This window comes from Thermotalea metallivorans, assembly GCF_001562415.1.
GTDB classification, from domain to species: Bacteria; Bacillota; Clostridia; order Peptostreptococcales; family Thermotaleaceae; genus Thermotalea; species Thermotalea metallivorans.
On record NZ_LOEE01000009.1, the window covers coordinates 1 to 24,127 of the forward strand.

Annotated in this window: 25 protein-coding genes; 21 read left to right on the top strand and 4 right to left on the bottom strand. The window is 40.8% G+C overall.

What is annotated here, in order from left to right:
* The coding region (locus tag AN619_RS01600) for an ABC transporter ATP-binding protein (protein ID WP_068554443.1) at positions 1-776 on the bottom strand (776 nt) is incomplete at its 3' end.
* A 310-nt stretch (positions 777-1,086) separates the two neighbouring features.
* Between AN619_RS01600 and AN619_RS01605 the strand changes: the two genes are divergently transcribed.
* The 7 genes from AN619_RS01605 to AN619_RS01635 all read left to right on the top strand — a co-directional run bounded on the left by AN619_RS01605 (position 1,087) and on the right by AN619_RS01635 (position 8,119).
* A complete protein-coding gene (locus tag AN619_RS01605; protein WP_068554445.1) occupies positions 1,087-2,523 on the top strand; it encodes a menaquinone biosynthesis decarboxylase in 1,437 nt (478 codons plus the stop codon).
* Complete coding sequence (locus AN619_RS01610) at positions 2,513-3,376, top strand: UbiA-like polyprenyltransferase (protein WP_198153209.1); 864 nt, start codon at positions 2,513-2,515, stop codon at positions 3,374-3,376. Before AN619_RS01605 ends, AN619_RS01610 begins: the two co-directional genes overlap by 11 nt.
* A 91-nt stretch (positions 3,377-3,467) precedes the next feature.
* Complete coding sequence (locus AN619_RS01615) at positions 3,468-4,418, top strand: ABC transporter substrate-binding protein (protein ID WP_068554449.1); 951 nt, start codon at positions 3,468-3,470, stop codon at positions 4,416-4,418.
* A gap of 7 nt (positions 4,419-4,425) precedes the next feature.
* Positions 4,426-5,178, top strand: a complete 753-nt coding sequence (locus AN619_RS01620; RefSeq protein WP_068554451.1) for an ABC transporter ATP-binding protein — start codon at positions 4,426-4,428, stop codon at positions 5,176-5,178.
* On the top strand, positions 5,175-5,927 hold the full coding sequence (locus tag AN619_RS01625; protein ID WP_068554453.1) for an ABC transporter permease: 753 nt from the start codon (positions 5,175-5,177) through the stop codon (positions 5,925-5,927). The genes AN619_RS01620 and AN619_RS01625 overlap by 4 nt, the downstream gene beginning before the upstream one ends.
* Before the next feature lie 90 nt (positions 5,928-6,017).
* On the top strand, positions 6,018-6,716 hold the full coding sequence (locus AN619_RS01630) for a response regulator transcription factor (RefSeq protein WP_068554511.1): 699 nt from the start codon (positions 6,018-6,020) through the stop codon (positions 6,714-6,716).
* On the top strand, positions 6,713-8,119 hold the full coding sequence (locus tag AN619_RS01635; RefSeq protein ID WP_068554454.1) for a sensor histidine kinase: 1,407 nt from the start codon (positions 6,713-6,715) through the stop codon (positions 8,117-8,119). The genes AN619_RS01630 and AN619_RS01635 overlap by 4 nt, the downstream gene beginning before the upstream one ends.
* Positions 8,120-8,186: 67 nt before the next feature.
* Here the strand turns inward: AN619_RS01635 and AN619_RS01640 are convergent, their stop codons facing one another.
* Positions 8,187-8,468: a hypothetical protein gene (locus tag AN619_RS01640; RefSeq protein ID WP_068554456.1), complete on the bottom strand. Its 282-nt coding sequence runs from the start codon at positions 8,466-8,468 to the stop codon at positions 8,187-8,189.
* Positions 8,469-8,661: 193 nt separating this feature from the next.
* On the opposite strand from AN619_RS01640, the gene AN619_RS01645 reads away from it, so the two are divergent.
* From AN619_RS01645 to AN619_RS01695, 11 genes are all read left to right on the top strand, one after another.
* Positions 8,662-8,850: a hypothetical protein gene (locus tag AN619_RS01645; protein ID WP_157064870.1), complete on the top strand. Its 189-nt coding sequence runs from the start codon at positions 8,662-8,664 to the stop codon at positions 8,848-8,850.
* 96 nt (positions 8,851-8,946) lie between these two features.
* Positions 8,947-9,450 (top strand): MarR family winged helix-turn-helix transcriptional regulator, encoded by a 504-nt coding sequence (locus AN619_RS01650; protein ID WP_157064871.1) that lies wholly within the window; start codon positions 8,947-8,949, stop codon positions 9,448-9,450.
* Between the two features lie 58 nt (positions 9,451-9,508).
* Positions 9,509-11,488: a molybdopterin-containing oxidoreductase family protein gene (locus AN619_RS01655; protein ID WP_068554462.1), complete on the top strand. Its 1,980-nt coding sequence runs from the start codon at positions 9,509-9,511 to the stop codon at positions 11,486-11,488.
* Positions 11,489-11,876: 388 nt separating this feature from the next.
* Positions 11,877-12,800: a cation diffusion facilitator family transporter gene (locus AN619_RS01660; RefSeq protein WP_068554464.1), complete on the top strand. Its 924-nt coding sequence runs from the start codon at positions 11,877-11,879 to the stop codon at positions 12,798-12,800.
* Positions 12,801-12,891: 91 nt separating this feature from the next.
* A complete protein-coding gene (locus AN619_RS01665; protein ID WP_068554465.1) occupies positions 12,892-13,644 on the top strand; it encodes a tRNA threonylcarbamoyladenosine dehydratase in 753 nt (250 codons plus the stop codon).
* Positions 13,645-13,904: 260 nt separating this feature from the next.
* The gene (locus AN619_RS01670; protein WP_068554466.1) at positions 13,905-14,720 is read left to right on the top strand and encodes a peptidoglycan-binding domain-containing protein; all 816 of its coding nucleotides are present in this window, start codon (positions 13,905-13,907) and stop codon (positions 14,718-14,720) included.
* Positions 14,721-15,360: 640 nt separating this feature from the next.
* Positions 15,361-16,545 (top strand): FprA family A-type flavoprotein, encoded by a 1,185-nt coding sequence (locus AN619_RS01675; protein WP_068554468.1) that lies wholly within the window; start codon positions 15,361-15,363, stop codon positions 16,543-16,545.
* 118 nt (positions 16,546-16,663) lie between these two features.
* A complete protein-coding gene (gene sleB, locus AN619_RS01680) occupies positions 16,664-17,551 on the top strand; it encodes a spore cortex-lytic enzyme (RefSeq protein ID WP_068554471.1) in 888 nt (295 codons plus the stop codon).
* A gap of 15 nt (positions 17,552-17,566) precedes the next feature.
* A complete protein-coding gene (gene ypeB, locus AN619_RS01685; RefSeq protein ID WP_068554473.1) occupies positions 17,567-18,913 on the top strand; it encodes a germination protein YpeB in 1,347 nt (448 codons plus the stop codon).
* Between the two features lie 118 nt (positions 18,914-19,031).
* Complete coding sequence (locus tag AN619_RS01690; RefSeq protein ID WP_068554479.1) at positions 19,032-20,207, top strand: MFS transporter; 1,176 nt, start codon at positions 19,032-19,034, stop codon at positions 20,205-20,207.
* A 123-nt stretch (positions 20,208-20,330) separates the two neighbouring features.
* Positions 20,331-20,615 (top strand): hypothetical protein, encoded by a 285-nt coding sequence (locus tag AN619_RS01695; protein ID WP_068554481.1) that lies wholly within the window; start codon positions 20,331-20,333, stop codon positions 20,613-20,615.
* Between the two features lie 84 nt (positions 20,616-20,699).
* On the opposite strand, the gene AN619_RS01700 is transcribed toward AN619_RS01695, so the two are convergent.
* A complete protein-coding gene (locus tag AN619_RS01700; protein WP_068554483.1) occupies positions 20,700-21,158 on the bottom strand; it encodes a helix-turn-helix transcriptional regulator in 459 nt (152 codons plus the stop codon).
* A gap of 264 nt (positions 21,159-21,422) precedes the next feature.
* Here AN619_RS01700 and AN619_RS01705 point away from each other — a divergent pair, with 264 nt between their 5' ends.
* Positions 21,423-21,788, top strand: a complete 366-nt coding sequence (locus tag AN619_RS01705; RefSeq protein WP_068554485.1) for a demethoxyubiquinone hydroxylase family protein — start codon at positions 21,423-21,425, stop codon at positions 21,786-21,788.
* Between the two features lie 15 nt (positions 21,789-21,803).
* The gene (locus AN619_RS01710; protein ID WP_068554487.1) at positions 21,804-22,646 is read left to right on the top strand and encodes a family 1 encapsulin nanocompartment shell protein; all 843 of its coding nucleotides are present in this window, start codon (positions 21,804-21,806) and stop codon (positions 22,644-22,646) included.
* Positions 22,647-22,774: 128 nt separating this feature from the next.
* On the opposite strand, the gene AN619_RS01715 is transcribed toward AN619_RS01710, so the two are convergent.
* Complete coding sequence (locus AN619_RS01715; RefSeq protein WP_068554489.1) at positions 22,775-22,972, bottom strand: DUF378 domain-containing protein; 198 nt, start codon at positions 22,970-22,972, stop codon at positions 22,775-22,777.
* Positions 22,973-23,139: 167 nt separating this feature from the next.
* On the opposite strand from AN619_RS01715, the gene AN619_RS01720 reads away from it, so the two are divergent.
* Entirely contained in the window at positions 23,140-24,024 is an 885-nt protein-coding gene (locus AN619_RS01720; protein WP_068554490.1) for a prenyltransferase, read from the top strand.
* Positions 24,025-24,127: the final 103 nt, after the last annotated feature.

The window sequence follows — 24,127 nt, forward strand, 5'->3', positions numbered from 1 at the left end:
TTAACATAGATGTCTAACTCCTTCCATATGGTGTTGAAATAGTGTCTGAATTCAGGAGCTTCTCTGGAAGTAAGGGGGGTTCTTTCCATATCTAAGGTGAGCTTGATTTCATGGATGCTTTTTACGGCAGCAGGCCTTTTTGTCAGCACAATCACCCGATCCGCCATGGAGATGGCTTCTGCGATGTCATGGGTTACCATAAGAGCAGTTTTCTTTTCTTTTTTTAGAATGCTGGCGATCTCATCTGCAACGGTTAGTCTTGTCTGGTAATCTAAAGCGGAAAATGGCTCATCCAGCAATAAAATATCCGGTTCCACGGCAAGGGTCCTGATGAGGGCTACCCTCTGCCGCATGCCCCCCGACAGCTGCCGAGGATAATAGTGTTTAAATTCACCCAGCCCATACATTTCCAATAACTTCTCAGCCTTCATCTTTGCTTCATGATTGAGCTTGCCTTGGATTTCCAGTCCGATCAATACGTTGTTGAAAATGGTTCTCCATTCAAACAGATGATCTTTTTGAAACATATATCCGACAGATTTATTGGTTCCATTGACTTCCCTTCCATTGACGATGACTTTTCCGGAGGAAGGTTTGATCAGTCCTGAAATGATGGACAAAGCTGTTGATTTTCCACATCCGCTTGGTCCTACAATGACGACGATTTCTCCCTGATATACATCGAAGGTTAGATGATGAATGGCATGGGTTTCCCCGTCCAACGTATGATAGTTCATGGATACATTTTGTACCTCAACCACCTTTTCAGCAGTCATTAACATTCCTCCCTAGGGTGCAAAATGGGTATAGTTTATCATATTCCAGGCACAGGGGAATGGTGACTTTTCTAAAAAGGAAGGGAAAATGCTCGAAAGAGAAATGGATAGTGTTTTTGGGATTGCTCATAAAGCAAAATAGGGGATTGGATTTCATAAGAGGAATTTATGGACAAATGTAGAAGTTTAAATAGTCTGTTGTTTGGGAAATATTAGATGATACGACAGGTTTCCAAGGATGTTTTCCGTAAGAAGGACTTTTTTGTCTTAGGGATTTTAAGGAGAAGGGAAAGAGGAAGGGGATGAGATTTTGGCATATAAGGATCTTCAGGACTTTGTGAAACGGTTGGAAGAGAAAAATCTGCTAAAAAGAATTAAGGTAGAGGTAGATAGTAATCTGGAAATAACGGAAATTGTAGACCGGGTATCCAAGGCATGGGGACCCGCCCTGCTATTTGAAAAAGTAAAGGGTTCGCCCTATCCTGTACTGATCAATGCCTTTGGAACCTATGAAAGAATGAATATGGCTTTGGAGGTAGAGGATATCAATGACATAGCCGATGAAATTGTAAATCTGATGGATATGTCCAATTATGTCACTTTGATGAGGAAACTAAAATCGGTTCCAAAGCTGGCGAGATTGGCCAAGGTATTTCCGAAGAAGGTGACCAAAGCACCTTGTCAGGAGGTTATAGAAGAACCAGATCTTTCAAAGCTTCCTGTATTAAAATGCTGGCCGAAGGATGGGGGGAGGTTTATCACGCTGCCTCTGGTTATCACAAAGGATCCGGAAACGGGAATGCAGAATATGGGGATGTACAGGCTCCAAGTTTTTGATAAAAGAACAACGGGAATGCATTGGCATCTTCATAAGGATGGCAGGCATATTTATGAGAAATATAAAAAAATGGGAGGAAGGATGCCTGTTGCCGTGGCATTGGGATGTGATCCGGCCACGATCTATGCAGCCACTGCCCCATTGCCTAAGGAAATTGATGAAATGATTTTTGCAGGATTTTTGAGAAAAGCTCCTTTGGAAATTGTAAAATGTATTACCCATGATGTCTATGTACCTGCCCATGCCGAATTTGTATTGGAGGGATATGTAGATGTGGATGAGCTCAGGATGGAAGGACCCTTTGGAGATCATACGGGATATTACTCCCTGAGTGATTTATATCCCGTATTCCACCTGACGAAAATCACGAGACGCAAAGAGCCGATCTATCCTGCAACGGTAGTGGGAAAACCGCCTATGGAGGATTGTTATCTGGGAAAAGCCACGGAAAGAATCTTTTTGCCTTTGGTGAGGATACAATGTCCTGAAATTGTAGATATGAATTTTCCTTTAGAAGGTGTATTTCATAATTGTGTCATCGTTTCTATCAAAAAAACATATCCCGGACAGGCCAAAAAGGTGATGCACGCTTTATGGGGCATGGGCCAAATGATGTATACGAAAATGATTATCGTGGTGGACGCCCATGTAGACCCCAAGGATCTGTCCACTGTAGCATGGAAGGTATTCAATAATATTGATGCCGCTAGGGATGTGGTGATTGTGGATGGTCCTTTGGATGCCTTAGACCATGCATCTAACTTGCCCCATTACGGACATAAAATGGGTATTGATGCCACAAAAAAATGGCCCAGTGAAGGACACACCCGGGAATGGCCTGATGACATTGAGATGTCAAAGGAAATTAAGGATTTGGTAGATGCAAGGTGGGAAGAATATGGGATGTAGCAGGGTGAGAACCTATGGAGAATTGGTGATGTTCTCCCATACCCTTTTCTCTCTGCCTTTTGCCTTGATTTCCATGCTTTGGGCAGCCCAAGGACTGCCACCGGGGAGAATTATCTTTTGGATTCTGGTTGCTTTGACAGGTGCTAGAAACGGAGCTAACGGCCTAAATCGCTTGATCGACAGGGAGATTGATGCGAAGAATCCAAGGACTGCCCACAGGCATCTGCCCAAGGGATTGGTAAAGGAATGGGAAGTCATTTTGTTGATATTTTTCTGTTTTGCCCTGATGGTGCTGGCAGCCTTCATGCTCAATCCCTTGTGTGTAAAATTGCTTCCTCTGCCGATTTTCATTTTTATTATTTACTCATATACCAAGCGTTTTACCTGGGCTTGCCATCTCATATTGGGGATTGCCTGCGGTGGTGCCCCCGTGGGAGCGTGGATGGCTGTAACGGGTGCAATCGGATGGCCTTCCATTGTCCTTGGTGCCATGGTAACCCTGTGGGTGGCGGGCTTTGATATCATCTATGCCACCCAAGACGTTGATTTTGACAGAAGTCATGGATTGTTTTCCATCCCTGCAAAGTTTGGAATTCAAAACGGCTTGTATATATCGGCTTTCTTCCATGCTGGAGCCGTTTCTCTGCTGATGTATTTGCATTTTCTTATGGAAACAGGATGGTTCTATCTGACAGGGATAGCCATAACGGCTGTATTGCTGTTTCTGGAACATATAATTGTATCACCGAAGAACTTGAGAACCATGAGAATTGCTTCATATAATATCAATCAGGTTGTCGGTGTCGTTATGTTGATTTTTACGGCCTTGGATATGTTTATAAAGATAAGATGATAGAAATATTGTCTGAAGCATAAGATGGTTTATCAAAAGAAACATAATAAGAAAAAATGTTTACAATATCAGTGGAATGGAGGATTTTAAAATGAAAAAGACAATTTGCATCATGTGTATGATGGTTTTGCTGTTTTTTTTGGGTGCCTGCTCCTATAGCAAGGAAGCCATGAAGGGAAATAACGTCTATCAGGAAAGTATTACCATTGGTATCCTGCCGGATGTGGATTCCATACCCTTTATTATAGCCCAAGAAAAGGGATATTTTCAGGAAGAAGGTCTAAGGGTAACCCTGGAACAGTTCAAAAGCGCAGTCGATAGGGACAGTGCCCTTCAGAGCGGTAGTCTGGATGGAGCAGTTTCGGATATTCTGGCTGCAGCCTTTGCCAAAGACAATGGCTTTCCTATGGTCATTACTTCTATGACCAATGGCAGTTATAAACTGTTGGTGAATCAGAATGAAAATATTGATGATATTCAAGGATTGAGCGGGAGAGATGTGGCTATTTCCAAGAATACCGTCATAGAATATGTGACAGACAAGATAATGATGGAAGGGGGCTTGACTCCCGATGATATCCATAAGGTGATTGTTCCCAAAATTCCTATCCGCTTGGAAATGCTCCAAAAGGGAAAGGTTGTTGCCGCTACCCTTCCGGAACCTTTGGCGACGGTGGCTATCAAAGAGGGAGCCAAGCTGTTGAACAGCTCCGACCATCTGGATATCAACCCCGGGGTTTTTATTTTTACTGCCAAAGCTGTCGAAGAAAAATCTGGAGCAATTCAAGCCATGTATAGGGCTTATAATAAGGCAGTGGAATTTTTGGCCAAGGAATCCCCGGAAAATTATATGGACATGCTCATCGAAAAAGGAGGATTTCCTGAGACTGTGAAAGGGGCTATTACTTTGCCGCAATATACAAAGGCTGCGGTTCCCTCGGAGGAAGAAGTCCATGACGTGATTGCATGGCTCTATAAGAGACAGTTGATTAAAAATTCCTATGATTATGAAGAACTGGTAAATGATCAATTTGTAAGGTAAGATGGGTATGATTGAAACTAGAGACCTTACGGTAGTGTATAAATCCCGAAATAGCTGTTATACTGCCTTGGATAAAATTACTATGGCTATTCTTGAAGGGGAAACCTGTGCCTTGATCGGTCCGTCAGGCTGTGGCAAGTCAACTTTGCTGAAGGTACTGGCGGGAATCATTAGGGAATTTGAAGGCCAGGTAGCCATAAAAAATCAGCCTGTGATGCCGAAAAGACATAGAATCGGCTTTATTCCCCAGAATTATGGCTTGCTGGACTGGAAAAATGTATATCAAAATGTTACGCTAGGATTAAGGATTAAGGACGGGAAAAAGAAGATAGATAGGAATGATATAGCCCATATTTTAGATCTATTGGGACTGAAAGGCTTGGAAGAAAGGTATCCTAACGAATTAAGCGGAGGACAGCAGCAAAGGGCTGCTTTGGCCCGTGCTTTTCTTTTGAAGCCGGACTTGCTTTTGATGGATGAGCCTTTTTCCGCTTTGGATGCTATTACAAGGGAGGAAATACAGGATGTATTCTTGTATGTATGGAAGAAAAATCCCGTTTCCACAATTCTTGTGACCCACCATGTGGAAGAGGCCGTATATCTGGGGAAAAAAATTGTTATTTTGTCAGATTCGCCGGGCAGAATATTGAAAATATTGGATAATCCGTTATTCGGGGAAAATGATCTCAGAAATAAAGAGGATTATTTTCAGATGTGTCTTGAACTGAGAAAAATCATCAAAGAGGATTGGTCAAAATGACAGGAAAAAAAAAGATCGTCCAATATGTCCACGGCATGGTTGTGCTGTTTGTCTTATGGTACGGCATATCGGCCTTGGCAGAGCTTCCCGTGATACCTTCTCCCCTTGCCGTTATGAGCAACTTGGTACAGATTTTTTATGGAAAGATGATGGTCCATGGATTCTATAGTTTGTGGAGGATCTTTGCAGGGGTATTTCTATCTACTGTTTTTGGGATGCCCATTGGCCTGTGCATGGGTTACTTTGAAAGATGGGATCGGATATTGTCGCCTATTGTCTACTTAATTTATCCCATACCCAAAATTGCTTTGCTGCCTATGATTATGCTGCTCTTTGGCTTAGGGGATTTATCAAAGATTGTCATCATGATCCTGATTATTATTTTTCAAGTGATTGTGGCCATAAGGGATGGAGTAAAGAGTATTCCCAAAGAGGCCTATGATCCCTTATATTCCTTAGGAGCAGGCTATATGGACATTTTTAAAGAAATTATCATTCCTGCCTCTTTGCCCAAGTTGCTTACATCTTTACGCATTGCCATGGCTACGGCCATATCCGTGCTATTTTTCACTGAGACCTTTGGGACCCAGTATGGCATGGGTTATTTTATCATGGATGCATGGATGCGGGTAAACTATCTGGAAATGTATTCCGGCATTGTAGTGTTGAGCATCATAGGATTGGCTTTGTTTATTGCCATAGATATTTTGGAGGAACGATTATGCAGGTGGCATTGCAGTCGGAGGTAGAATACAAAGGACCATATGGCAGCAGGGATTGCAGAAAATGAAAACAGAAGGATAAGGGGACAGATATGGGGAAGGATTGGAGGTGATGGAATGAAAAATAGGACTGTACTGGTTGTCGATGACGAGAAAAAAATTGTAGACGTGGTGGCGGCGTATTTAAGCAAAGAAGGTTTTCACGTATTAACTGCAGCCGACGGAGAAGAAGCCCTAGGCATATTGAAAAAAGAAACGGTCCATTTGATTGTCCTAGACCTGATGTTGCCAAAGCTTTCTGGAGAGGAAGTGTGCAGCAGCATAAGGAGTTGTTCCGATGTGCCTATAATCATGCTGACGGCAAAAGCGGAAGAAAATGATAAGGTGGAAGGCCTTGCCCTCGGGGCCGATGACTATCTGACAAAACCCTTTAGTCCAAGGGAGCTGGTAAGTCGGGTTAGGGCGTTGATGCGCAGGAGCTATCGAGAAGACCAGCCCCTGGCGGATTATTTGATATTTAACGGCGGAGATTTGGAAGTAGATGTAAAAAAGCTTCAGGTGAAAAAGAAGGGACAACCGGTAAACTTTACACCCAATGAATTGAAACTGCTATATGTTTTTCTTATCAATCCGGGGCAAATTTTTACCAGAGAACAGCTCATTGAAAAAGCCTTTGGCTATGACTATGAAGGATTTGACAGAACGGTAGATGTACACATTAAAAATATACGACAGAAAATTGAAGATGATCCCAAAAATCCGGTGTATATTCTTACAGTTTACGGAATGGGTTATAAATTTGGAGGTACAAAATGAAAGTACCATTGTTCAGAAGATTATCGATCAGTTTTTTTGTTACGGTCATTGGTTCTATTTTGATTACCAGCCTAATATCCAACGATATGATTGACAAAAGATTCAACGAATATTTGTCTAATGAGCACAAGAGAAAAATAACTAAGGTCATAAGTTTAGTAGAGGAGATTTTTGTTCAAGAAATGGACCTTCAAAGTGTTGCTTCCTATAGGGAGTTGGCAAGGGTGGCAATCTTGGAAGACCTGTATATTGAGATAAAAAACCCTGAAGGAAAGGTTTTTTTTTCATCGGGACGGGAACATCTGCTTCACAAAAAGATGATGGGCCATATGTCCCGACCCATGATGGGCATGGGATGGAGGAAAAGTCTAGGACAGTATATGGAAGAAAATTATTCTTTGACAAAGGACGGGAAAACAACAGGCACCTTGATTATCGGCTATTTCGGACAATGGAATTTGACAGAACGGGATGTAGGGTTTAAAGATACATTAAATCGGGCTTTTTTGATTTCTATTACGGCTGCATTAATCTTTGGGTTGATGATGAGCATATTATTGTCAAAACAATTAACGACACCTCTGATCAAGCTTACGGGGATTGCCAATGAAATGAGGGAAGGCAACTTGACCGTGCGGGCCGATGCTGATACCAATACCTTAGAGATTGATCAATTGTCTAAGGCAATGAACCATCTGGCAGAAACATTGCAGCAGCAGGAGATGTTGAGAAAAAGGCTGACCACGGATATGGCCCATGAGCTCAGAACACCCCTTACTACTTTGAAAAGCCATATGGAAGCTTTTATCGATGGCGTATGGGAACCTACAGAGGAGAGGTTTGCGGACTGTTATGAAGAGGTAGAGCGATTGACAAAGTTGGTAGGGAACCTGCAAAACCTGGCGAAACTGGAACAGGCCGCCTTGCAGTTGAATAAAGAACCATTTGATTTATCCCAGGAAATTATAAAAATTACGGAAGTGATGGAGCCTCAATTTCGAAAGAAAAATATTCCCATAGAGCTCGATTTGATACAAGAACTTCGGGTATTGATGGATCGAGATAAAATAAAGCAAATCTTATTTAATTTGCTTTCTAATGCTTATAAATATACCCATGAAGGCGGACGGGTTGAAATCAAGCTGAGGAAGGAGGATAAGGGGGTCGTCCTTACCATAAAAGATAACGGAATAGGTATCTCGGAAAAAGATCTTCCCTATATTTTTGAAAGATTCTATAGGGGAGATGTTTCAAGAAGCAGAGAAACAGGAGGGGCAGGGATAGGCTTGGCCATTGTAAAAACCTTGGTGGAAGCCCATGGAGGTAAAATAAAAGCGGAAAGCACCCCAGGCATGGGCAGTACTTTTACAATTACTTTCCCACAAAACATTCTCTCTGCATAATATTTGACATTCAACCGGCCTTTGGTCCAAAGGCCGGTTTTCCCATGGATATGGTAGGAGATTTGGCTTACTGTATCTGTGAATTGACAATGTAGGCAAGGCCATCCAAACCATAATCCAATGATTCCCGAAGTTGATCCAATTCTTCGCCTAAATTTTCTCCCATTTCTTCTATTGTTTCTATGATCGACGGAACTTTGGCATGAAAATCATCTTTTAAATTTTCAATTTCTTCACGATGTTCCTGTAGTGATTTTTCAAGCATGGACAGTTTCATATTCATAGCATCCTTAAAATCATGAAAATCACGATAGATCTTTTCTAGCAATTCATAGACTTGGTGGTCCATATACATCACCCCTTTGTGCAATATTGATTGGTATAAATTTATTATACAATATATTGGCTGTATGTAGGGAAAATAGAAGGGAAAGATGTTCAAAAGTTTACATAGGAAGAAGGATTTTAAGGAAATATGTATAATATAAACATTATATCATTCTAAGAGGTGGTTCGTGGTGTGCAAAGAGGGGTCAGAGATTTTGAGAGATGTTCAGGAGGATTTAACAGATTTGGTAAAACAATTTATAAAATTTGCAGACGTTCTGTTGCATGAAGGCAGAATCACAAGGGAACAGTATGAAAATTTAACAAGAACAAAGATAGAATTTTTAAATCGATCAAACGATAAAACCGCACAGGAAAAGCTATTAGAAATAATGACAAAGTGATGGTGGTTCTAATTTTTCTACAGATCTATGAAGAAGTTTTTCATAGGCAATGGAAATATAAGCAGGATGTGATATAAAAGATGGCGGGTGTATGCAGTGGTTAAAAAAAATACCATTAAAATCCATAGGATGTTAAATGTAATGAAGGGTTTGTATAAATCTGTGGAAAAAGAATGGGAGGAGCATGCCCAAAAATATGGAGTGACTAGTGCCCAATTGCATGTGCTGTGGATACTTCATATGGAGGATGGCATCAAGTTGTCGGATTTGGCAGCAAGAGGATTGTGGAACCTTTCTACTACCCAAGATATTGTCAATCGGATGGCCCAGAGAGGTTTGGTCAAAAAAGAAAAAGACATGCAGGACGGAAGGGTTACAAGGGTATATCTTACAGAAGCCGGTAGAAATCTGAGAGAAGAGACCCAGAGAGATTGTGATGAAGGATATTCTTACAAGATACTGACAGCCATTGATAATCTGGAAGAGGAAGATAAAAAGAAATTACACGAACTGGTGGCGAAGGTTGCCGAACAGGTTTTAGACAAAGAATATATAGATTATGTGATCCATTCTTCCAACCGCCTGATTAGGGACAAATAGGAAAACTTCATGAGATCGGATAGGTTTTCTAGAATGAATACACAGGATGTGAGAAAACATGGATGAAAAAAGAGTCAGATTTTCCTGTCCTTTGGACTGCTTCGATGTATGTGCATTGATTGCTACGGTTCGTGAAGGAAAAATTATCAAAGTAGAAGGGGATAAATCTCATCCCCTGACGAAAGGTTATGTCTGTGAAAAGGGAAAGCAGCATCTCCATAGGCTATATCATCCCGAGCGGTTGAGGTATCCTAAAAAAAGAGTAAAGGATAGATGGGTGGATATTTCTTGGGAAGAGGCTTTGGATGAAATCAGCCAGAAGCTGAAGAAAATCAAAAGGGATTACGGGACAACGGCAGTGATGCATTGTTATGATTCGGGTTATGGAGGATTGAGCAAATCTGTAGATAAAATGTTTTTTCATTATTATGGCGGCGTTACTGTTCCTAGGGGGAGTTTGTGCTGGAGTGCCGGCATTGAAGCACAAAAATATGATTTCGGCGACAGTAAAGGACATGATCCAAAAGATCATGTGAATGCCAAGATGATCATCCTATGGGGCAGAAATCCTTATAATACGAATCTTCACCTGATGGAATACCTAGCCCAGGCCAAAAAGCAGGGAAGCTATATTGTATTGATAGATCCTATCCGAACGAAGACGGCTCAAATTGCATCGGAGCATATTGCTGTCAAGCCATCCACTGACGGGGCCTTGGCCTTGGGGATGGCTCATGTCATTATTGAAGAAGGTCTCATAGACCAATCTTTTATAGACAACCATGTAAAGGGCTATCAGGAATTCAAAAAGTATGTGGCCTCCTTTACACCAGAGAAGGTGGAGGGGATTACGGGAATTGATCGGGAGACCATCAAAAATCTGGCAATTGCCTATGGGGCCAACAAACCGTCTTGCATTATTATAGGATACGGAATGCAAAGGTACAGCAATGGAGGAAATAACGTACGCTGTATTGATGCCTTGGGAGCAATTACCGGAAATATAGGGATTGCTGGAGGAGGAATCAATTATGCCAATAAAGGCATCGCTGATTATATCAAAGGAGAACTAGAAAAAAGTCTAGGCTTTGTAAAAAATCAAAGAAGCTATAGCAGAACGAAACTGGGCGAATTTCTGGAGACGGCTCAAGATCCGCCAATCAAATGCATCTTTGTAACGAAGGCCAACCCGATTGTGCAGGTTCCCAATATTCATAGGACCATGGAAGCCTTCAAAAAAGTTGAATGGAAAGTTGTCATTGATATGTTTATGACGGATACGGCAAAGCTGGCAGATATAGTATTGCCCTGTACCAGTGTAATGGAAGAGGAGGATATCATGTATTCCTCCATGTTTACCTCCTATCTGAACTATTCTGATAGGGTTGTGAATCCTCCCGATGGAATCATGGGAGAATATGAATTCTTTAGGGCATTGGCAAAAAAAATGGATATGCAGGAGTACCCGGATATTGCTCAGACAGAATTTTTACGAAGGGCAATTCAGCCCCTCACCGATAAATTCGGCGTTACTCTTGACCAATTGAAAAAGACGTATTTTGCCATACCGGATCAAGAAATTCCTTGGAAAGATAGACAGTTTCATACGCCTTCCGGAAAATTTGAGCTATATTCTGAGGAGGCCTTGAAGGATGGCGTGAGCCCTATACCCGTATATCTTCCACCGCGAACAGGTGATCGGGAATATCCTTTAAGATTGATAACCCCCCATTGCAAAAAATCCTTGCATTCTCAGCATTTTGCCTTTACTGATGAACTGCCTGTGGTATATATAAATGAAAAGACCTTTAAAGCCAATCACCTGAAAGGGGATCGTCCGGTAAGCATTGAATCGAAACAGGGCACATTAATGGCAAAGGTAAAAATTGATGAGGGGATAGGGGATGATCTCCTTATGATCTATGAAGGTTGGTGGCACAAAAGCGGATCTGTTAATTTTCTTACAGAGGATGCAATATCGGACATAGGAGAGCAGGCAGCCTTTTATGACTGTTTTTGCAGGATCATATCTATATAGGATATTGTATAAAAGTAGAGCTGTATTTTATTGCAGCTCTATTTTTATTCAGGGAAATCGTGAATAGCTGATAGTCCTTAGTTACTAGCTGTTAGTTACCAGTTATCGGCTATTGCCTAGCGGCTATTAGCGGCTGGCAGCTCTGGTGACTGGCAACTGTCGGCTGTTTAAGAAAAATATAATCTTTGCATAAATTTAATTCTAAGGCTGTAAACCTATAGCATATATACCATGGGATAGAAAGAATATTAAAATCATTATCAATTGAAAATACATAATAAAAAGATCAAAAATTAAATACATTGATAAATAAGGGTTGCAAAAGTAAAAAAATATAATATAATATACTATATCTATTTCAATTGATAATGGAAGAGAGGGATAGGAGATGGAGTCCAACAACCAGGAAAGGTTCAAAGTAGGGAACAGGGTCATTTTATTCACGATTATACTGAATGTAATGCTAACCCTTTTGAAAATCGGCGTAGGTTTATTCGGCAACAGTGCAGCGATTATCGCAGATGGCCTTCATTCTGCTTCAGATATGATCACATCCGTTGGAGTAATTGTCGGCATGTTTCTGGCATCAAAACCTGAGGATGATTGTCATCAATACGGCCATGAGAAGGCTGAATCCATAGCAGGGTTCCTACTGGCGATTATTCTTACTCTTACAGGCTTGAAAATTGGATTTGGGTCTATCGAAATGCTGTTCCATAATCGTTATGAAACACCCCATATCTTTGCGGCATGGGTTGCATTTTTTTCTATCATTATTAAGGAATATCAATTTCGAATTACCATGAAGGCGGCAAAGGAATTGAATAGTAATGCCATGATGGGGGATGCTTGGCATCACCGGTCTGATGCCCTATCATCCATTGCCGCCCTAGGAGGAATTTTGGGTGCCAGGTTAGGGTTCGGATTTTTGGATCCTTTGGCCGGTACCGTTGTTTCATTGATTGTTGTGAAGATTGGTCTGACCCTTTTAAAAGCAGGAATTGACGAATTAATGGATGGAGCCATCGATGAAGAGCAAATGGAAGAGATCCAAAAGGAAATCCGTTCCATGGATGGTGTGATTGCCGTTAATGAGATGAAGGGAAGAAAACATGGATCCAAAGCCTATGTAGATGTAAAAATATGTGTAGATCCTTTAATCTCCGTGTATGCAGGGCATACGATTGGTGAACAGATTGAACATTTGGTAAAGGCCAAATTAACCAATGTGAAGGATGTTATTGTGCATTTGGATCCGTGTGGAGAAAATTTGAGAGATGGAAAGTGCAAGATTCATTGTAATAAAGGATAGTTGATTTTATGGAAGGGCCTATTATATAATTTTGGGAGTAAGATGTTCATAGAAATGAAAGGAGATAATCGTTGCACAGAGGAGGAAGAAAATGGGGTTGCATGCATTTTCACGGAGTGAATTGATTATTGGCACAGAGAATTTAGAAAAACTAAAAAATAGCAAGATTGCCGTTTTCGGTATCGGAGGTGTTGGTACCTTTGCAGTGGAAGGTCTTGCAAGAACAGGTGTAGGAAATTTTGTTCTGGTAGATGATGATGACATATGTCTTACCAATATTAACCGGCAAATTCATGCTTTAAGAAGTACTGTGGGCAAGCCCAAGGTGGAGGTTATGAAGGCAAGGATTTTAGACATTAATCCTGAGGCGAAAGTGGAAGTTTATAAAATGTTGTATACTGCTGAAACAGCCGATCAGCTTTTGTCAGATGATTATGATTATGTAATTGATGCCATTGATATGGTGACGGCCAAATTGGATTTGGTGGAAAGATGCTATAAAAGAGGAATTAAGATTATCAGCAGCATGGGGGCAGGCAATAAATTAGATCCCACAAAATTTCAAGTAACAGACATCTATAACACTTCCATATGCCCTCTGGCAAAGGTCATGAGGAAAGAATTGAGAAAAAGGGGTGTAGAACGCCTGAAGGTTGTGTATTCTCAGGAAGAACCCATTGCGCCCAAAGAAATCAGCGCAGACTGCAAGACGAACTGCATTTGCCCTAATAAGGACAGGACTTGCACGGTAAGACATCAAATACCGGGAAGTATTGGCTTCGTGCCTTCTGTGGCAGGCTTAATTATTGCTTCTGTGGTTGTTCGCGATTTGATCGGCATGTAAATTTCTAAAATCTTAACTCTCTAGGGGTTAAGATTTTTTTGTACCCCAAAGAAAAATCTTTTCCCGTATCCCTATAGACGGAGATTGACATAAGCGACGCAAAAAATTTAAAAAAGTTTCAGGTAATTTTATCCAATTGGCAAAAAAACTTGATTTATGTTAACCAAAAATGATATAGTAACACGTAGGTATTAGGTACTAACAAATTATTTTTCGAGTAGGTTGTGGGTATGCTATTCGAGAATAAGGAGGAAAGACTAATGAAAAATGCTTTGAGGGTTTTGGTTTTACTGGTTTTGATTCTTGGTTTTGGTTCCAGCGTGTGGGCTGCGGAAGGGGTTTATTTTTCAAAGCAGGTTTACAAACTGGGCATGAACCACCGGGATGTTCAGGTCATTCAGGAAGCATTAAAAAAGGACGGCGTATTTAAAAACAGCAGAATGACTACATATTTTGGTCCTATCACACAAAGGGCCGTAAAAGATTTTCAAAAGAAATATGGATTGAAGGCTGATGGAGTTGTTGGCAAAGCTACAATAGCCAAAATGGAGTTTCTAGGCCTCTTCGAGAATCGTGCAGAGGCAATCAGCAGGGGTTCCAGGAGAGTAAGGGGTGAGTACCTCGACTGGTGGAGCCAAGTTTCTAAAATGATTCAGAGAAATGATGTGCTAAAAATTGAAGATGTGGAGACAGGAAAAACTTTCCGAGTCATGGTAACCGCAGGAACAAACCATGCCGATGTGGAGCCACTGACGAAGGAAGATACGTCCGTGATTAAGGATATTTGGGGAGGCTTTCGCTGGGATAGAAGGCCTGTGCTTGTCTATGCAGGGGACCGGGTGATCGCAGGGTCTATGACGGCAATGCCCCATGCAGGTGTGGATGGATTGCCGGGAGGGCAGACTGTATCCAACAGAAGCGGTGGATATGGTAGAGGTTATAACTTTGATTTTGTAAAGGATAATGGCATGGATGGTCATATCGATTTGCATTTTAAAAACAGTTTAAGGCATAAGGATGATAAGCAAGATCCAAAGCACCAACAGGCTGTTCAAAAAGCGGCAGGCATTCGATGATGAATGAAGGGATCCGAGAAATCGGATCTTTTGCTATTTTTATATAAAATTTTTGCAGACAAACAAGGTTTTGTTGCGTATAATGTATACAGATGGCGGTTTATCATGAAATTTGTAACATAAATTTCATTGATTGATGTTTGTCTATTGTGATATATATAACGTAGGGGCAGGAGGCAGAATGGAGCACATAGAAATTTTTATCATGCATAGGAAGGGATGAACATTGGGAGATTGCCAGGTTTTTTACTGTTTTCGTCATGGGTTGCAATGAAAACTTTTTTAAAAATTTTATGGGAGATTCTTTGATTGCTGTGAATAGGGGGATAAATTTTTGTCAATAATACAAAGGGCATGCTAGGATATAATTTGTAAAAAGGAGAAAGGTTATGAATAAGGTAAAGACGTTAATCGTTGGATTTATGTTTTTTGTATTAATTTCCGGTTTTACTGTAGGAATTACAAACATTAGCAAGATTCTTGCACAGTAGAAATAATGGCGTCATGCCATTATTTTTCTTATGACAAACAATATATTCCCATGGGGAAGAATTTCTTTTAGAATATGGATGATGCGTTTAAACCATGATATTTGTTGGTATAATGAAAGAGAGAAATTTTTATAAAGGAGTTGATTGTTTTGGGAGCAGTAGAAATTAAAAAAGGGGTATATTGGGTTGGAGCAATCGATTGGGATATAAGACATTTTCATGGTCCATCCTATCATACCCACAAGGGGACCACATATAATGCCTACTTAATCATAGATGAGAAGGTAGCCCTGGTAGACATCGTGGATGCTCATTTTGCAGAGGAGATGCTGGAAAATATTAGGCAGGTCATTGATCCATCGAAAATTGATTATGTGGTGGTAAATCATGTGGAACCGGATCATTCCGGTGGATTTCCCAAGCTGATGGAGTATATTCCAAATGCGAAGGTTTTTTGTTCAAAGAATGGAAAGGATGCGATGATGCATCATTATTTTGGGGATTATCAATATGAAGTGGTGAAAACAGGAGATATCATTCGCCTAGGAGAAAAAACAATTCAATTTATTGAAGCACCTATGCTCCACTGGCCGGACAGTATGTTTTCGTATATAGCAGAGGAAGCATTGTTGCTTCCCAATGATGCATTTGGCCAGCACTTAGCTTCTTCAAAATTGTTTGATGATGAGAACGATTTATGTGAGGTCATGGAAGAGGCGAAAAAATATTTCGCCAATATATTGATGCCCTTTGGCCCATTGGTAGTAAAGAAAATTGAAGAAATTATGAAAATGGGCTTGAAAATCGATATGATTGCCCCCAGTCATGGGATTATATGGAGAAGCAATCCGGAAAAAATTATTGAAAAATATATGCAATGGGGCCATGGCACAGTGGAACGAAAGGCTGTGGTTGTTTATGATACTATGTGGCATAGTACTGAAAAAATGGCAAGGGCTATCGTAGAGGGTCTTGTCAGTGAAGGGGTAGCTACGAGATTGTACAGAGCATCTGTCACTGACGTGAATGATATCATCACAGAAATTTTAGATGCCAAGGCAGTGTTGGTGGCTTCATCCACCATTAACAATACTATGATCCCCCATGTGGCCCATTTCCTAGAAGAGCTCATGGGATTGAGGCCTAGACATAAAATCGGTGCAGCCTTCGGTTCCTATGGTTGGGGAAAGGGTGCTGTCGCCAATATTGAAAAGAAGTTGAAGGAAACAGGGATTCAATTGGTGAAGGAAGGACTAGAGATAAAGTATGTGCCCACGGAGGAACATTTAAAGGCATGTTTTGAATATGGCAAAGAAATAGGAAAGATGATATAAGAAAGCGGGAAGGTGAGCAAAAGGAAAAGTTCACCTTCCCTTTTTACGTTGACTAGGGGAAGAATAAACGACCGGGGAATATGGAAAAATAAAATAAGTCATGGAAGGAGGGCAGATTATGAAAAAATTTGTCAGGGTTGTATGTTTTGTTTTAGTAATTTTACTGATTTTCGGGGCAATCTTTATAGAGTCTATTTATGCAGGCAGTTTGTCCTGGGGCGCGAAGGGCAGTGAAGTCAGAGAAGTACAGGAAAAATTAAAACGGTGGGGATATTATAAAGGGGTTGTAGATGGTGTCTTTGGGGCAGAAACCTATAGGGCTGTTCTTTGGTTTCAGAAAAAGAACGGTTTAAGAGCCGATGGAATTGTAGGAACTCAAACAAAAAGGGCCTTGGGAATCACTACTGTCAGAAGGACTCAATATGACAGTACCGTGCGGGCAGCCCAGCAGAAGCTGAAGCAGTGGGGATATTATGATGGTCCTGTGGATGGAATTTATGGATCGAAGACAGGTAGTGCGGTAAAGAGATTTCAAAGGAAAAATGGATTAAGGGTGGATGGTCTTATAGGCCCACAAACCAAAAGAGCCCTTGGATTGCCAACGGGCACTGCAAAGGCTGCTTATACGGCAACCAGCAGAGGTGTTTCCAGGAGTGATGATATCCGGCTGCTGGCTATGGCCATTCATGGAGAAGCAAGGGGAGAACCCTATGCAGGACAGGTAGCTGTTGGGGCTGTAATTTTAAATCGTGTGCGGCATCCTTCCTTTCCTAACTCCATCGCAGGGGTTATCTACCAGCCGGGTGCCTTTACGGCTGTAGCAGACGGACAGATGTATCTACCTCCCAATGACACGTCCTTCAAAGCAGCCAGGGATGCACTTAATGGATGGGATCCTACAGGGGGAGCCATTTACTACTGGAATCCTGCTACGGCAACCAGCAAATGGATCTGGTCAAGAAAAGCCACGGTCAAAATAGGGAAACACTGGTTTGCACATCAATAGGGATGGGGTGATGAAATGAGAAAAGGAATTGTGATTGCCTTGACTGCTGCGCTGATTGGTTCCGGCATATGGGGCTATCAACAGTACAGGCAAAATATAGAACATAATATATATCTGGAGAATCAATTTCAAAGAATGTTCTATGATATGATTGTGGATGTGGAAAATATCCAAGTGGCTTTGGCCAAAATCATGGTGACGGGGACACCCAGGCAAAATGTCATGCTTTTTACAGATATCATGCATTTGAGTTATGATGCCCAAGAAAAATTAAGCCAGCTGCCCATTGAACATAGTCATGTAAGCAGAACCCAAAAGTTTCTGAGCCAAGTAGGCGATTTCAGCATGGCCTTGGCAAGAAAAAATCTTGATGGAAAGCCCCTGAATCAAAAAGAAATGGATACCTTGGAGGAGTTACATAATTATTCCAACTATTTGTCTCAACAGTTAATCGCATTGCAGAATCAGATTGCAGAAAAGGGTGTTAAAATCGGTGAATTGAGGAAAAAGGCCAATAAAAAATTGGATCAGGCCAATAAAAATATCATTGCTACCAGCTTCGTGAACTTGGAAGAAAAAATGCAGGAATATCCCGAGTTAATTTATGATGGGCCTTTCTCTGAACATCTTCGACGAAAGAAACCGAAGCTTACAGGGGGTCCAATCCCCAAGGAAGCAATCCTAAAGATTGCAGAAGCCTTTGTCGATGATGGGATAAAATATGATGCCCGTGTGTTGGGTGATATGGACGATACAAGGATGCCATCCTATGTGATCAGTTTGCAGCCAAAGCAGGGAGGGGCCGAAAGCGAGATATCTATGGCAGTTACGAAAACAGGAGGGAAAGTCGTATGGATGCTGGATCATCGGGATATAGGAGAGGCAAGAATATCGGAGGAGCAAGGAATTCAAATTGCTCAGAATTTCTTAAAAAAACAAGGCTACGACAACATGATCCCCACGTATTCCGTTCAATATGACGGACAGATGGTGATTAATTTTGCTTACCAGCAGGATGATGTGGTGGTGTATCCTGATTTAATCAAGGTGAAGGTAGGTCTGGATCAAGGAAAAATCGTGGGATTTGAAGCAGAGGGATATTTATCAAATCATTTTGAAAGAAAAATTACACCTCCGCAAATTTCTGCTGAAGAAGCCAGGGAAAAAATCAGCATGAATGCAGAAGTATCGGAGCCAAGGCTTGCCATTATTCCCACAGAAGGTGGCGATGAAGTATTATGCTATGAATTTAAGGCCCGGTTTAAGCAGGATACATTTTTGATATATATCAATGCCAATACAGGGGATGAGCAAAAAATTCTGCAGGTGATTATTAAGGATGAAGGGGTATTGATGTTATAAAAGGACTTCCCCTATAGAAAAGCTGATCGTTGGGATCAGCTTTTTTCTATAGGTTTGACTATTCAGGAGGGATGACGTATAATTAGATACTGGACAATGGCGATGTGGGGGGATGGGAATGGAAAATCAAAAAAGGCTAAGGAATATGCTGATTATACTCACTTTTGGCTTGATGCTGGTTCAGGGATCTATTGATAATATTCGAGGAGTGTTGATTCCATCCATAAAAGACGAGTTTATGGTGAATTATACCAGCATTGCCACCATGATGCTGTTAAGCACCTTGGGTTATATTACTGCAACCTTTACCGGCGGAATGATGACAGATAAAATCGGGCACAAAAAACTTATTTTTGCAGGATTTCTCTTTGCAATTACAGGCATTGCTGGAATAGCGATGGCAGGCACCTATTTTGCACTGGTATTGTTTATGTTTCTCTTGGGATATGGCATAGGGCTTTTGACCATGGGTGCCAGTACGCTGGCGCCTGTAGTTTTTGTGAAAAATCAAGGAATTATGATGAATCTGATGCATTTTTTCTATGGCATGGGAGCAACGGTGGGTCCCAAGTATGCCGGGATGTTGCTGGCGGCTGGAGTTGCCTGGCGAGACATCTACCGCTATAGTTTAATCTTTGTGGGAACGGTCCTCATCTACTTTCTTTTTTGCAAATTTCCTCATATAGAAGAGAAAAAGAAAGAAGAGAGGGTGCCTTTGCGAGAAATACTGATGGATAGAAGGGTAGTATTGTTTTCTCTTCTTTTAGGATTCTACGTAGCTTCGGAGGTAGGTCTGGCAAACTGGCTTGCCACCTATCTGCAAAATGTCAAGGGAATGTCCGAATCAAAAAGTGCTTCCTATCTTTCTCTATTTTTTATGATTTTTACCATTGGAAGGTTGATCGGCGGTTTTATAGCAGAAAGGGTAGGTTATATGCGCAGTGTATTTATATTTGTGTTATCTGCCCTGGTTTGTCTGGCAATAGGGATATTTGGCAAAAAGGAGTATGTCATGATCATATCTCTGGGAGGTTTTTTCTTTTCTATTGTGTATCCCACCGTCATGGTTATCTTGATTAAGTCTTTTAAGAAGGGCTTAAATTCCATCATGGGTGTTGTGATCACGGCTTCCAGCGGAATCAATATGATTGCCAATTGGTTTATCGGCAAGATGAATGATTTGTTTCATGAAGCCGTCGGGTTTAGCATGATTCTGTTTTTTTTATCTATTGTTTTGGTGCTATTGTTGATGTTAAAAAGAGAGTTGGCAGGAGAAAGGAAGCAGGCCCCATAGAAAAGGAAAAATACAATCATCGGTGATGGTTGTATTTTTTTGTTTAGGCAAACGTAACGATTTTGCCTGCCCAACATAATATGTTAGTGCAGGAAGATCAGTGAAAAGGAGAGAGTGTATAAAATGAGAAGAAACCTAAACCAGATCAACCAAAAATTGGCCCAAGCTGCCGGCAATATTCAACCTTCAGAAGAGCAGTTAAAGCAGTTTGCGCATATGGCAAACCAATATAAAGGAATGGGTCCTGAGCAAATTGAACAGGAAATGAATAAGCTGATGAAGGGTTTTTCAGAAAAGGAAAAAAAGGATTTAATTCAGAAGCTTCGTATGCTCAAACAAATGAACGGTTTATTGGACAATGAGCAGCGAAAGAAAGTAGATAAATTTATTGAACTGCTGTCCAGATAAAAACAGGGAGTAGAGGGAAAATTACTCTACTCCTGTCTTTTTATTGTGTATTGGTGTTGATAACTGCCGACACTTGTGATATCCCTATGCATTTATATCATATAGTTCTCTTAGGCGTCTTTTCATTTCCCTTTCATCGAAGGAGCTTACCCATCGCCTGTTTTCATTGTCTAATATTCGATAATGACCGCTGATTAAATTTTTTTGCAACCTGAAATTTCCCAAGGTTTCTACTTCGATCCACCAGATTTTTCCTCCCAGGGTCCGTTCTTTCGGTGTTTCATAACTGCGGTGGGCAATGACCTGTAAAATTTCTAAGGGGTCTTCTCCTAAAATACTTCGGATAATTTCACTTTCACGAAATAGGGCGCACAAAGCGGCGATGACTGTCCAACTGGCCAAAATACGCCCCTTTTCTATTTGAATCAAAGTTTTTTTGGAAATTCCCAAAATCTCTGCCATCAAATCTTGAGAATAATCCATTTCTGCTCTAATCAATTTTATCTTTTTTGAAAGAATTTGAATCAGTTCATCCTTTTGCATTGTTTTCACCCCTTGAAAAAACATATAAAAACAAGTAGTATATGCTCTTATAGGGAAATTTTACACTTATGGTGAAAAATTGTCAATGGGTAGAATACCATTGCTTAGGAAAGCAAGATGACCAAGGTTGGCTTGTTAGGGGATAGGGAAAGACCATGGACTCCTTATAAAAAATTTGTCGAAGATTTTATTTAAATTTTACGGAATATATCTATCCTATATGGGTATAAATATATGGAAAATGAATACAGGGAGGTTTTATATATGCCAAGTTTTGCAAATCCGTTTGCTGCCAATGTAGAAAGGAAGATTAGCAAAGAAGAGCTGATTCAGGCAATACGGCTGGATATTGCCGGAGAATTGGAAGCCATCTATATTTATGATGCCCATGTGCAAGCTACGGATGACCCTATTGCGAAAAAAGTCATTGCAGATATTCGTGATGAAGAAAAGGCCCATGTAGGGGAATTAATGGCTCTGCTGAGAATATTGGATCCAAGGGAGGGGGAATTATTTGCCGAAGGAGAAGAAGAAGTAAGACAAATGATTGCAGATCTGGGGATAGAAGAAAAAAAGATGGATTATCAGGAACAAAAGGCGAAAACTGTAGGAAGCTTGTTGGAAGAATAGGGGAGGGAGAAGGTTATGGATTATTTATTTAGGGGTGACGCCCCCTTTGGCGATGAGGTATGGAGCAGTATTGATCACGCAGTGATTCAAGTGGCACGGGATCAATTGATCGGCAGGAGGTTTATACCGATTTTCGGACCTCTAGGGGCTGGCGTAGACAGTATCAATATGGATGATTTAGAAATTGATGGGGATTCTAAAATAGACTTTGGGGGAGAACAAGAAGATATTCCTATCAGAATCAAGGGCAGAAAATATGTTACAATTCCCATGATTTATAAAGATCTGCTTATCTCCTGGAGAGACATGGAGAGAAGCAAACAAATCGGGTTTCCGCTGGAACTTTCTCCTGTTGCCATAGCGGCCGCGGCCTGTTGCCATCAGGAAGATGATATCATATTCAATGGAAACAAGAAATATGGCTATCCGGGGCTAACTACTGCAGAAGGCAGGCAAATCGTAGAGAAAAGCCACTGGGTAGAGGGGGAGAATCCTTTCAAAGATGTGGCTGAAGGTATCGAAAAACTGGTGCGAAAGGGGTTTTATGGTCCCTACGTCCTTGTTGTGAGCCCTGATGTATATCTCCAAATGCAGAGAATTCAGCCCGGAACAGGAATTTTAGAATTAGATAGAGTAAAAGAATTGGTAGGAGGAAAGGTCTACAAAACGCCTGTATTGGGGGAAAATAAGGCTGTTCTCCTCTCGAAGGGGTCAGAAAACATGGACCTGGTAATCGGGCAGGATATGATTACAGCTTATTTAGGGCCGGAACAGATGAATCATCGATTCAGAGTATTCGAAACACTATTGCTACGGATCAAACGTCCCGAAGGAATTGTGACCTTTGAAACAAAATAGAGGGTATCTGCCCTCTATTTTTATAACACATAGGAAATTATGTACTTTCATAAATTGTGGGATAAGTCATAATTTCCGTCATGTGTTTCAACAAAGTCTTCCTTTACATCTTCCAACGGAAGACTTTGTTATTGGACTTTTTCTCTTTCCCTAAATAAGAAGCTAATCGAGTAGGCTCCGGCTAGTCCCACCAATGAATATACGATTCTGCTTAGTACGGATGCCTGGCCTCCTAATAAGGCTGCAACCAAATCAAACTGAAACAGCCCAATGAGCCCCCAGTTTAATGCTCCTATGATCACTAATAAAAGTGCCAACCTATCCATCATTTCAACTCCTTTTTTTTAGATTCATTTATTATTATTCCAAGGATACAGAGAAAAATACTCATAAACCAGCAACTTTACAAAAATGAATCTTCATAGAATGAATGTTTTCCATGGAATATGCTATAATGATAGAGGTGAAACGAAAGCATAAAAGGGGGGCGTTTATGAAATATTTGAAAGCAATTTGGAAAGCACTTCGACCATTTTCCTTTACCATTGCATTTATTTCTTGTTTGTTGGGTATTGTTCTTGCATGGAGAGAAGGTTATGCAGATTTTCATAAGGCATTTTTGATTATACTTTCCGGTATTTTATTGCAATCGGGCGTGAATCTGGTGAATGATTTTTTTGAATTCAAACAGGGAAAACTAGAGAATAAAATTGCTTGCTTCCATATTTTTGGCCGAGAAAGGGAATGGACGGAAATCTGTATTTTTATTGCAGGACTATTGTGTTTTGCTTGTACGGTGCCCATAGGACTGTATCTGGTCTATCGATCGGGAATGCAGTTATTTTATTTGGGTGTTATTGGATTTGTGGGAGGTTATTTTTATACAGGAGAGCCTTTCAATTACAAACGAAGGGGCTTAGCAGTGGTATTCGTCTTTTTTCTCATGGGTGTTTTCATGATTTATGGCTCCTATTATGCTATGACGGCAAAATTTTCCATGGAAGTCCTATGGATCTCCCTTCCCATAAGCTTATTAGTATCCCTTTTGCTGCTGAGCAATGAGTTGAGGGATTATGAAAGGGATAAGGAAAGAGATATTCGAACCTTAACGGTGCGCATCGGGTATCAGAAGGGAAAAATGCTGTATGTGGTTTTTGTAATCGCCGCAGCAGTATTTACAATTATTTTTGTATATTGTAGCATTTTGCCGAAGATGTGTTTGTTTGTCTTGCTGTCTCTGTCTGTTGCCAAGAGAGCCTACAGTTATATTGATCAAAAACCAAAGCTGAGAATGCCCCTGACGCCGCTTACAGCAAAATTTCATTTCCTGTTTGGCCTATTACTGATTGTGGGCTTGCTGGTGGATCATGGGGCGTAAAAATACTAAATACAGCCAAAGTATGATTTATTTGCATAGTATCTAAAGATAATTATTGCATACAATATAATATGTAAGCCGAGGTGCTTACGAAAATTATTTG

Bases quoted from the DNA above. Each gene is read 5' to 3' on its own strand.
- AN619_RS01610 (WP_198153209.1), top strand. From the start codon at position 2,513: ATGGGATGTAGCAGGGTGAGAACCTATGGAGAATTGGTGATGTTCTCC.
- AN619_RS01615 (WP_068554449.1), top strand. From the start codon at position 3,468: ATGAAAAAGACAATTTGCATCATGTGTATGATGGTTTTGCTGTTTTTT.
- AN619_RS01620 (WP_068554451.1), top strand. From the start codon at position 4,426: ATGATTGAAACTAGAGACCTTACGGTAGTGTATAAATCCCGAAATAGC.
- AN619_RS01625 (WP_068554453.1), top strand. From the start codon at position 5,175: ATGACAGGAAAAAAAAAGATCGTCCAATATGTCCACGGCATGGTTGTG.
- AN619_RS01630 (WP_068554511.1), top strand. From the start codon at position 6,018: ATGAAAAATAGGACTGTACTGGTTGTCGATGACGAGAAAAAAATTGTA.
- AN619_RS01635 (WP_068554454.1), top strand. From the start codon at position 6,713: ATGAAAGTACCATTGTTCAGAAGATTATCGATCAGTTTTTTTGTTACG.
- AN619_RS01640 (WP_068554456.1), bottom strand. From the start codon at position 8,468: ATGGACCACCAAGTCTATGAATTGCTAGAAAAGATCTATCGTGATTTT.
- AN619_RS01655 (WP_068554462.1), top strand. From the start codon at position 9,509: ATGGATGAAAAAAGAGTCAGATTTTCCTGTCCTTTGGACTGCTTCGAT.
- AN619_RS01660 (WP_068554464.1), top strand. From the start codon at position 11,877: ATGGAGTCCAACAACCAGGAAAGGTTCAAAGTAGGGAACAGGGTCATT.
- AN619_RS01665 (WP_068554465.1), top strand. From the start codon at position 12,892: ATGGGGTTGCATGCATTTTCACGGAGTGAATTGATTATTGGCACAGAG.
- AN619_RS01670 (WP_068554466.1), top strand. From the start codon at position 13,905: ATGAAAAATGCTTTGAGGGTTTTGGTTTTACTGGTTTTGATTCTTGGT.
- sleB (WP_068554471.1), top strand. From the start codon at position 16,664: ATGAAAAAATTTGTCAGGGTTGTATGTTTTGTTTTAGTAATTTTACTG.
- ypeB (WP_068554473.1), top strand. From the start codon at position 17,567: ATGAGAAAAGGAATTGTGATTGCCTTGACTGCTGCGCTGATTGGTTCC.
- AN619_RS01690 (WP_068554479.1), top strand. From the start codon at position 19,032: ATGGAAAATCAAAAAAGGCTAAGGAATATGCTGATTATACTCACTTTT.
- AN619_RS01695 (WP_068554481.1), top strand. From the start codon at position 20,331: ATGAGAAGAAACCTAAACCAGATCAACCAAAAATTGGCCCAAGCTGCC.
- AN619_RS01700 (WP_068554483.1), bottom strand. From the start codon at position 21,158: ATGCAAAAGGATGAACTGATTCAAATTCTTTCAAAAAAGATAAAATTG.
- AN619_RS01705 (WP_068554485.1), top strand. From the start codon at position 21,423: ATGCCAAGTTTTGCAAATCCGTTTGCTGCCAATGTAGAAAGGAAGATT.
- AN619_RS01710 (WP_068554487.1), top strand. From the start codon at position 21,804: ATGGATTATTTATTTAGGGGTGACGCCCCCTTTGGCGATGAGGTATGG.
- AN619_RS01715 (WP_068554489.1), bottom strand. From the start codon at position 22,972: ATGGATAGGTTGGCACTTTTATTAGTGATCATAGGAGCATTAAACTGG.
- AN619_RS01720 (WP_068554490.1), top strand. From the start codon at position 23,140: ATGAAATATTTGAAAGCAATTTGGAAAGCACTTCGACCATTTTCCTTT.